Genomic DNA, 9,670 nt, shown 5'->3' with positions numbered 1-9,670 from the left:
AGATCAAAAGCCAGAGCCAGAGCAACAGCGTAAGAGCAAGCAGTTGTGTAGATACCTATGCAGCGCGGGACAAGCCCGCTCACCACAGGGAGGAGTTTCAGCTTTTAGAAATTGTGTAGATACTTATGCCGCCGATGGGCAAGCCCGCCCCTTAACCACCCGGCACATGGCCTTTAAAGGGATACCGTTTCAATGCGTTGGTTGCTTGCTCTGATCTGCCTGTCGTTCGCTACGCTGTCGCCGGCCTCCACCCTGCAAACCCTGGGCGGCAAACCTGTCGAAAAAGTCCTGGTGCTTAAATCCGCCCACCAATTGCAGTTGATCAATGACGGCAAGCCGTTCAAGACCTACCGTATTTCCCTGGGCAAGAACCCAAAGGGCCACAAGCTGATCGAAGGCGACCGTCGTACCCCGGAAGGTCTCTATTGGATCGACTGGCGCAAGACCAGCGACCGCTTCAACCTTGCCATGCACATCTCCTACCCGAATATCAGCGACGCCGCGCGCGCGCGCCGCGAAGGCGTCAAGCCCGGTAGCATGATCATGATCCACGGCACCCCCGACACCGAAGACTACCCGGAGCAGTGGTTCCACACCCTGGACTGGACCGACGGCTGCATCGGTATGCGCAACGTCGACATGCGCGAAGTCTGGAACCTGGTCAAGGACGGCACCCTGATCGAGATTCGCCCGTAAACCCCGACCGTTCGTAAATTAATTCAAAAATATTTCCTGCCCCCGCCACCTCCCGCCAGTGAATACCAGTTCACCGCGCGAGGCTGCGCCGTTCTGCGCGCCATAAAGACCTCTCTAATACCAGTTGATACCAGGCCCCATTACGGAGCCTTTAAACCCTTGAATGCACCGTTTTGGCTGCATTGACATGGTATTTAAGTGGTATTAATTTTCGGCCATTACCGGGCGACAACACTCCAATAACGCATCGGAAACCTGACAGATGAATCCCATCCTGGCCCTGCGCCCCGACGACAAACAATCCACGCCGTTGTACCTGCAATTGGCGCGCAAACTCGAAGCCGCGATCCATGCCGGCCAGTGGACGTCCGAACAGGCGCTGCCGTCCGAGCGCGCGCTCAGCGAGCAGTTGAGCATTTCCCGGGTGACCGCCCGTAAAGCCCTGGAAGTGTTGTTTACCCAGGGCCTGATCCGCCGCAGCCAGGGCTCCGGCACTTTTATCACGCCACGCCTGGAACAACCGCTGTCGCGTCTGTCGGGGTTCAGCGAAATGTTGCGCCTCAAAGGTTTCGTGCCCGGCTCGCAATGGCTGGAGCGCGACATTACCCCGCCCACCCATGAAGAACTGATCCGCCTTGCCCTGTCCCCGACCGACAAAGTGGCGCGCCTCAAGCGTCTGCGCAAAGCCGACGACACGGTCATGGCCATCGAGATGACCGCCGTGCCCGCCTCGGTGCTGCCACAGCCGCAGGCGCTGGGCAGCTCGCTGTACGAATACTTCGAAAGCATCGGCAAGCCCATCGTCCGAGCCCTGCAGCATGTGCAGGCGGTCAACGCCTCGGACGAGTTCGCCGCCCTGGTGGGCATCGCCCCCGGCACCGCCATGCTGCTGATGACCCGCGTGGGTTACACCGCCGACAACACGCCGATTGAAATCACCGACACCTACTGCCGCAACGACTACTACGACTTTGTCGCAGAGCTGCGCCGGTACGACTTTGCCGCCGAGTTGCGGCCTTAGGGAACTGCCATGTCCGAAGACAATATCCTCACGCCCGACGGCTGGGTCCGCGGCCGCCTGGTGCACGAACGCGGCAAGGTCATCGCCATTGAAGGCACGCCATGCGACCCGGCGGAAAATCAGTTGCCCTACCTGTTGCCCGGCTTTATCGACCTGCATGTACACGGCGGCGGCGGCAAGGACATCATGGAAGGCGCCGACGCCTTCGAGACCATCACCCGCACCCACCTGCGCTTTGGCACCACCTCGCTGCTGGCCACCACCATGACCGCGCCGGTGGATGAAATCTCCCGCGTGCTGGCCCAACTCGGCACCTTCTGCGAGCAACGTCCCGCTGGCAGCGCCCGGGTACTCGGCGTGCATCTGGAAGGGCCCTATATCAATCCCGGCAAACTCGGCGCGCAGCCCAACTTCGCCCACACCGCGTTAATGGAAGAAGTCGAAGCCTACCTGCGCCTGGCGCCGATCCGGGTGATCACCATCGCCCCGGAAATCGCCGGCCACGACGGGCTGATCCGCGCCCTCAGCGAACGCGGCGTGCGCATGCAGATCGGCCACACCCTGGGCAGCTATGAAGAAGGCGTCGCCGCCCTCGCCGCCGGCGCCACCAGCTTTACCCATCTGTACAACGCCATGAGCCCGCTGCATCACCGCGAGCCCGGCATCGTCGGCGCCGCGCTGGCCCACGCCAAGTACGCAGAATTGATCCCGGATTTACTCCACGTACACCCCGGCGCCATGCGCGTGGCCCTGCGCGCGATCCCGTGCCTGTATTGCGTCACCGATTCCACCGCCGCCGCCGGCATGCCCGACGGTGAATACAAGCTGGGCAGCCACACCGTGACCAAATGCCTGGGCGGTGTGCGCCTGGCCGACGGCACCCTGGCCGGCAGCACGCTGACCATGGACCAGGCGCTGCGCAACCTGGTGAAGATCGGCCTGCCCATCAGCGAAGCCTCACAACGCCTGTCGCAATTTCCTGCGGATTACCTGGGTCTGGAAGAACGCGGGCGCCTGCAGCCCGGCAGTTTTGCCGACTGCGTGCGCCTGGACCGCTCCCTGCATCTGACCGACGTAATGGTCGAAGGAGAACGCCTTGACTTCAAAAATGCTTGAAGAGGCCTTGGCCTCGTGTGACGCGGTTGCCGCCCAATTGCAGCACCTGAACCCGCTGCTGGAAGAAATCGCCGGTCGCCTGCGCCGCCAGCCGCCGCAGGTGGCGATGACCATCGCCCGTGGCAGTTCGGACCACGCCGCCAGCTACTTCGCCTACCTGGCCATGCAGCATGTGGGCATTCCAGTGGCGTCGTTGCCGATGTCGGTGGTGACCTTGCTGCAGGCACCGTTGAAGGTCAGCGGCCAAGTCGCATTCGGGTTTTCCCAATCGGGGCAAAGCCCGGACCTGGTCAACAGCCTGCGCCTGCTGCGCAAGCGCGGTGCCTTGAGCATCTCGCTGGTCAACGCCGAAGACTCGCCGCTGGAAGCCGCGTGTGAATTCCATGTGCCGCTGTGCGCCGGGCCGGAGCTCAGCGTGGCCGCGACCAAGAGTTTTATCGCCACCCTTAGCGCCAGCGCCCTGTTGGTCGGGCACTGGAGCCAGCAAGCGGACTTGTTGCACGCCTGCCAGGCGCTGCCCGAGGGCCTGCGCGACGCCGCCAAACAGGATTGGCGCCCAGCCATCGATGCCCTGCGCGACAGCCAGCGCTTGATGGTCATCGGACGTGGCGCCGGGTTTGCCATCGCCCAGGAAGCCGCGCTCAAGCTCAAGGAAACCTCGGCGATCCAAGCCGAAGCCTTCAGCAGCGCCGAAGTGCGTCATGGGCCGATGGCCTTGATCAACGAGCATTACCCGCTGCTGGTGTTTGCCCCGCGCGGCGCCGAGCAAGCCGGTTTGTTGAGCCTGGCCGCCGATATGCGCCAACGCGGCGCCCGTGTATTACTGGCCGCGCCGGACGATATCGCCGAACGCGACCTGACCCTGAGCCGCGCCGAACACCCGAGCCTGGACCCGATCCTGGCGATCCAGAGTTTCTATGTGATGGCTGCCGGCCTGGCGGTCGCCCGTGGCATGGATCCGGACCAGCCGCGTCACCTGAGCAAAGTCACCCGCACCCACTGAGTGGTTTGCCGTGTTTTCCTGATGAGTACCGTGCCCATGTCCAACAACAATAATGTACTGACCCTAAGCGCTCCCCTCAGCGGGCCGGTGCTGGCCCTGGGCAACGTGCCCGATGACGTGTTCGCCAGCGGCGCCATGGGCGACGGCATTGCCATCGATCCACTGAATGATTGCCTGCATGCGCCGTGTGATGGGGTGATCATTCATGTCGCGCGCACCGGGCATGCGCTGACGATCCGTGCCGACAACGGTGCCGAATTGCTGATGCATGTGGGCATCGACACCGTGGAATTGGACGGCGAAGGCTTCGCGTTGCTGGTCGAGGCCGGCGCGCGGGTGAGCCAGGGCCAGGCGCTGCTGCGCATTGATCTGGACCGCATTGCGCGCCAGTGCAAAAGCCTGGTCAGCCCGATCATCCTGACCAACGGCGAGCGCTTTGAGTTGCAGCCTCTGGCGCGCAAGACGGTCAAGGTCGGCGAGCCGCTGATGCGCATACTCGCTCGCTTGAGCACCGGCGATGAAACCGCTGTGGATAACTCAGCCGCCGAAGCCGCCGCCAGCGTACGCGTGACCCATCGGGGCGGTCTGCATGCGCGCCCTGCGGCGTTGATCCGCAAGACCGCGCTGGGGTTCAGCAGCCAGGCGCGCGTGCATTACGGTGATAAATCGGCGCCGTGTGACAGCCTGATCGGCTTGATGGGGTTGGGGATCGGCGAAGGCGACGAGGTATGCGTCAGTTGCCGGGGCAAGGATTGCGAGGCGGCGCTGCAAGCGCTGATTGATGCACTGTCAGCGCCGGCGAAAGACGAACACACGGCACCGGTCGCCGTTACGCCCCGCCGGGCGAGTACCGAAGCCAACGTATTGCAAGGCGTGTGCGCGGCCCCTGGCCTGGTGTGCGGGCCGTTGTTGCGCCTCACCGGCATCGAACTGCCGGCGGACAGCGGCACACATTCGGTCGATGACCAACGGCAACGCCTGGACTCCGCCCTGGAGCAGGTGCGCAGTGAAATCCGTAGCACCCTGGACCACGCTCGCCAGCGCAAACATGTCGAGGAAAAAGAGATCTTCGCCGCCCACCTGGCCTTGCTCGAAGACCCTGCCCTGCTCGATGCCGCCAGCGGCGCCATTGAACACGGCAGCGCCGCCACCCATGCCTGGCGCGATGCAATCCAGGCCCAGTGCGCGGTGTTGCTGGCCTTGGGCAAACCACTGTTTGCCGAACGCGCCAATGACCTGCGCGATCTGCAGCAACGCGTGTTGCGCGCGTTGCTGGGTGAGGCCTGGCACTTCGAGTTACCGCCCGGCTCGATTGTCAGCGCCCATGAATTAACCCCGTCGGACTTGCTGCACCTGAGCGCGCAACAGGCGGTCGGCATCTGCATGGCCGAAGGCGGCGCCACTTCACACGTGGCGATCCTGGCGCGCAGTAAAGGCTTGCCCTGTGTGGTCGCGCTGGGCGCCGACGTGCTCGATGTGCCCCAGGGCCAGCGCGTGGTACTCGACGCCGCCAACGGTCGTCTGGAACTGGCGCCCAGCGAAGCGCGTCACGCCCAAGTGCACCAGATTCGCAACGCGCAAAAACTGCGCCATCAACAGCAACAGGCCCAGGCTCAACTGCCGGCGCACACCACAGACGGTGTAAATATTGAAGTGGCCGCCAATGTGGCCTCCAGCAGCGAGGCCCACACGGCCTTTGAGAACGGCGCCGATGGCGTCGGCCTGCTGCGCACCGAATTCCTGTTCGTCGAGCGCCGCACCGCACCGGATGAACAGGAGCAGCGCCAAGCCTATCAAGCCGTGCTGGATGCCATGGGCGATAAGTCGGTGATCATCCGCACCATCGACGTGGGCGGCGACAAGCAACTCGACTACCTGCCGCTGCCGGTGGAAGCCAACCCGGTGCTGGGCCTGCGCGGTATTCGTCTGGCCCAGGTGCGCCCGCAAGTGCTTGATCAGCAACTGCGTGCGCTGCTGCAGGTCACGCCGCTGGCGCGCTGTCGCATCCTGCTGCCGATGGTCAGCGAAGTGGATGAACTGCTACAGATCCGCCGGCGCCTGGATGAATTGTGTGTGGAGCTTGAGCTGACGCAACGCCCCGAGTTGGGCGTGATGATCGAAGTGCCCGCCGCCGCGCTGATGGCCGAGCAACTGGCCGAGCATGCGGACTTCTTGTCCATCGGCACCAATGATCTGTCCCAGTACACCCTGGCCATGGACCGCGACCACGCGGGCCTTGCCGCCCGCGTGGATGCGCTGCACCCGGCCTTGCTGCGGCTGATCGCCCAGACCTGCGCCGGTGCGGCGAAACATGCGCGATGGGTCGGCGTGTGCGGCGCCTTGGCATCCGACCTGCTGGCCACGCCGGTATTGGTCGGCCTGGGGGTGCGCGAACTGTCGGTGAGCCCGCCGCAGATCGGCGAAATCAAGGACCGCGTCCGCCATCTGGATGCGGCGCAATGCCGGCAACGCAGCCTTGGCCTGCTCGACCTGAGCAGCGCCAAGGCCGTTCGCCAAGCCTGTCAACACCACTGGCCGCTGAGCTGACCACAACAAAAACAGGGAGACACGCCATGTACCAACACCTTATCGAAGGCCTGCAACGCCTGGGCCGGGCGCTGATGCTGCCGATCGCGATCCTGCCGATCGCCGGCCTCTTGCTGCGCCTGGGCGACACCGACCTGCTCAACATCGCAGTGATGCACGATGCCGGGCAGGCGATCTTCGCCAACCTGGCGCTGATCTTCGCTATCGGCATTGCCGTAGGTTTTGCCCGCGACAATAACGGCACCGCGGGGCTGGCCGGCGCGATTGGTTACCTGGTGATGGTCTCCACGCTCAAAGTGATGGACTCGACCATCAACATGGGCATGCTTGCCGGTATCGCCAGCGGCTTGATGGCGGGCGGGCTGTATAACCGTTTCAAGGACATCAAATTGCCGGAGTACCTGGCATTCTTTGGCGGGCGGCGCTTTGTGCCGATCGTCACGGGGTTCAGTGCGGTCGGCCTGGGGGTGATCTTCGGCCTGATCTGGCCACCGGTACAGAGCGGTATCAACAGTTTCGGCGTGCTGTTGATGGAAAGCGGCAGCCTCGGCGCGTTCGTGTTCGGCGTGTTCAACCGCCTGCTGATCGTCACGGGGTTGCACCACATCCTCAACAACATGGCGTGGTTCGTGTTCGGCAGCTTTACCGATCCAGTCACCGGCGCGGTCGTCACCGGCGACCTGACCCGCTACTTCGCCGGCGACCCCAAAGGCGGCCAGTTCATGACCGGCATGTTCCCGGTGATGCTGTTCGGTCTACCCGCTGCGTGCCTGGCGATGTACCGCAATGCACTGCCGGAACGGCGCAAGGTGATGGGCGGGATTTTCCTGTCGATGGCACTGACCTCGTTCTTGACCGGGGTGACCGAGCCGATTGAATTTGCGTTTATGTTCCTGGCGCCATTTCTGTACCTGCTGCATGCACTGCTCACCGGCCTGTCGATGGCCGTGACGAATATGCTGAATATCCATCTAGGCTTCACCTTCTCCGGTGGCTTTATCGACATGGTGCTGGGCTGGGGCAAGTCCACCAATGGCTGGCTGGTGGTGCCGGTGGGCCTGGCCTATTCGTTGATCTACTACACGGTGTTCAGCTACTGCATCCGCCGCTTCAACCTGAAGACCCCGGGGCGGGAAGATATCCAGGTGGTACAGGCTGAAGTGATGAGCGATAAAACGCGTGCCACGGCGTATATCCAGGCGTTGGGCGGTGCGGATAACTTGTTGAGTGTCGGCGCTTGCACCACGCGCCTGCGCTTGGACATGGTGGACCGCAACAAGGCGGTGGATGCAGAGTTGAAAGCGCTGGGAGCGATGGCGGTGGTGCGGCCAGGGAATGGCGGGAGTTTGCAGGTGGTGGTCGGGCCGATGGCCGATAGCATTGCTGATGAGATTCGCCTCGCCATGCCGTCGTTTGTTGCGAGTGCGCCGGTTGCCGTTGCGCCTGTGGATAAATCGGTGACGGTGAACGTCCAGGAGGCCGAGCAATGGCTGGAAGCCCTGGGCGGCCGGGAGAACGTGCGCCAGCTGCAAACGGTGGCGATGACCCGGTTGCGGGTGGAGTTGGGGGATGATTCGGTGGTGTCCGAGGCTCAGCTTACTGCGCTTGGTTGCCAGGGTGTGAGTCAGCTTGAGAGCGGGGTTTGGCACCTGTTGATGGGCGACAAGGCGTCCGGACTGGGTGAGGCATTGGAGCGGTTGGTTACCCGCCCGATCAACGCCTGATCACCCTGTGGCGAGGGAGCTTGCTCCCGCTGGACCGGGCTGGCGCCAGTGCGAAGCGCTCCCAGGATTTTTGGGGCCGCTGCGCAGCCCAGCGGGAGCAAGCTCCCTCGCCACAGAGTGTGGTTTATTCAGTTGCTGATGGGTACTTCCTGTAGATCCAGTACCCGATCCACCATCAACTGAATACCCTCCACCATTCGATGAATCCCCAGCACTGCATCACGGTGCGGGCCGTCGATTTCAAAAGCCAGATTACCCGCCAGTGCCTGCACGGATGCCAGGTCTTGGGAGGCGTTGGCGAGCAGGGTTTCGCTGTTCAGGTTGGTTAGGACGGTGAAGATTTGGTCGTTGGGCTGGGAATCAGATGGGGGATTTGGGCTGTCTTTGATCATGGCAAAATTCCTAACAAAAAGTGGGAGCTACCGACATCACTTGCAGATGATGGGTGGCAGCTGTGTACGGGTCTGCAAGACCGAGTTGTTAGGAACCCCGGCAGACCCGAGGGTCTCCCGCACACAGCCACCATGACTCGAACCACTTTATGAAAGCGGCACGATTATAGGCGTGCTGTTGAGCACTAACAAACTATCGGCGGGCTTGCAGTCCCGGTCACTGAATTGGCAGCGACTGGCGAAGGTTAGTTGTGCGAGTTCCGAGGGACAACCTGAAAGGCTTGTCGGAAATCTCCGAGAGCTGTAGATCCAGCACACAACAAAAACCCGGTCTAAGCCGGGTGCTTTGATCTCATCTACTCAACCCGAGCAAACCGCTCAATAACAGGCTGTTCTCGATGTTCTGCCTGCCACAGGTCATAGCTGCTCTGCATTGAGAGCCACATCTGAGCTTTACTGATGCCAGCACGCTCCAGACGTACGGCCAGATCAGGACTGACCGGCGCGTGTCCGTGAAGAATTCTGGAAAACGTCTCCCTGGCGAAACCCAGGCGTCTTGCCACTTCAGTGATGGTCATTCCGAGCCCCGGAATAACATCCTCAAGCAGTATTTCCCCTGGGTGAGGAGGATTGTGCATACCCATAAACAGACCCCTTCTCAGTGGTAATCCAGATAGTCGACCAGCTCGACTTGATCGTCATACATGCGAAAAATGATGCGCCAGTTACCACTGATGCTCACTGACCAGTAGTCGACAAGATCCCCCTTCAAGCGATGGAAACGCCAACCTGGCAGTTCCAGATCGCTCCAATGAATCGCGCTATCTAAAATCAGCAAGACACGGCGCAAGCGATTCGCGTGGTTGGCATTGATCCCTTTCGTTGAGCCCGTTTCATAAAAGACGCGAAGGCCTTTATGTTTCCAGCTAACGATCATGCCGCGATTGTGATGTGATACATCACGCCCTGCAATAGCCGCATATCAGTTCTCGTCGTCAGACTCATAACATTCCACCACTGAGAAAATGCAAAGCAGGGAGGCTAGGGAGATGGGTTTCGAGGGACAACCTGAAAGGTTTGTAGGAAAGATCTGAGGCACCCGTACCGACGCCATCGGGAGCAAGCCCCCTCCCACATTTTGAATTGCGAATACCGTCAAATGTGGGAGGGG

9 protein-coding genes are annotated in these 9,670 nt (G+C 61.9%); 6 read left to right on the top strand and 3 right to left on the bottom strand.

Going from position 1 to position 9,670, the window contains the following annotated elements; all coding sequences use genetic code 11:
- Positions 1 to 192: 192 nt before the first annotated feature.
- The 6 genes from JWR98_RS28295 to nagE all read left to right on the top strand — a co-directional run bounded on the left by JWR98_RS28295 (position 193) and on the right by nagE (position 8,107).
- Positions 193 to 696: a L,D-transpeptidase family protein gene (locus JWR98_RS28295; RefSeq protein WP_078734544.1), complete on the top strand. Its 504-nt coding sequence runs from the start codon at positions 193 to 195 to the stop codon at positions 694 to 696.
- A gap of 262 nt (positions 697 to 958) precedes the next feature.
- Positions 959 to 1,717 (top strand): GntR family transcriptional regulator, encoded by a 759-nt coding sequence (locus JWR98_RS28290; RefSeq protein WP_078734545.1) that lies wholly within the window; start codon positions 959 to 961, stop codon positions 1,715 to 1,717.
- A 9-nt stretch (positions 1,718 to 1,726) separates the two neighbouring features.
- Complete coding sequence (nagA, locus tag JWR98_RS28285; protein ID WP_078734546.1) at positions 1,727 to 2,833, top strand: N-acetylglucosamine-6-phosphate deacetylase; 1,107 nt, start codon at positions 1,727 to 1,729, stop codon at positions 2,831 to 2,833.
- Complete coding sequence (locus tag JWR98_RS28280; protein WP_078734547.1) at positions 2,826 to 3,836, top strand: SIS domain-containing protein; 1,011 nt, start codon at positions 2,826 to 2,828, stop codon at positions 3,834 to 3,836. Before nagA ends, JWR98_RS28280 begins: the two co-directional genes overlap by 8 nt.
- 36 nt (positions 3,837 to 3,872) lie before the next feature.
- Positions 3,873 to 6,383 carry a phosphoenolpyruvate--protein phosphotransferase gene (gene ptsP, locus JWR98_RS28275; protein ID WP_205491813.1) on the top strand — a complete coding sequence of 837 codons (2,511 nt, stop codon included), beginning with the start codon at positions 3,873 to 3,875 and terminating at the stop codon, positions 6,381 to 6,383.
- Between the two features lie 26 nt (positions 6,384 to 6,409).
- On the top strand, positions 6,410 to 8,107 hold the full coding sequence (gene nagE / locus JWR98_RS28270) for an N-acetylglucosamine-specific PTS transporter subunit IIBC (protein WP_078734549.1): 1,698 nt from the start codon (positions 6,410 to 6,412) through the stop codon (positions 8,105 to 8,107).
- A 128-nt stretch (positions 8,108 to 8,235) separates the two neighbouring features.
- Here nagE and JWR98_RS28265 read toward each other — a convergent pair whose 3' ends face one another.
- From JWR98_RS28265 to JWR98_RS28255, 3 genes are all read right to left on the bottom strand, one after another.
- A complete protein-coding gene (locus JWR98_RS28265) occupies positions 8,236 to 8,499 on the bottom strand; it encodes a DUF6124 family protein (RefSeq protein ID WP_078734550.1) in 264 nt (87 codons plus the stop codon).
- A gap of 356 nt (positions 8,500 to 8,855) precedes the next feature.
- Entirely contained in the window at positions 8,856 to 9,143 is a 288-nt protein-coding gene (locus JWR98_RS28260; protein ID WP_057013199.1) for a HigA family addiction module antitoxin, read from the bottom strand.
- 14 nt (positions 9,144 to 9,157) lie between these two features.
- Positions 9,158 to 9,436 carry a type II toxin-antitoxin system RelE/ParE family toxin gene (locus tag JWR98_RS28255; RefSeq protein WP_078734551.1) on the bottom strand — a complete coding sequence of 93 codons (279 nt, stop codon included), beginning with the start codon at positions 9,434 to 9,436 and terminating at the stop codon, positions 9,158 to 9,160.
- Between the last annotated feature and the right edge of the window lie 234 nt (positions 9,437 to 9,670).

Source organism: Pseudomonas lactucae, from assembly GCF_016937615.1.
GTDB lineage: Bacteria > Pseudomonadota > Gammaproteobacteria > Pseudomonadales > Pseudomonadaceae > Aquipseudomonas > Aquipseudomonas lactucae.
The sequence above is the reverse complement of the archived record's forward strand: the minus strand, read 5'-3'. Positions and strand labels throughout refer to the sequence as shown.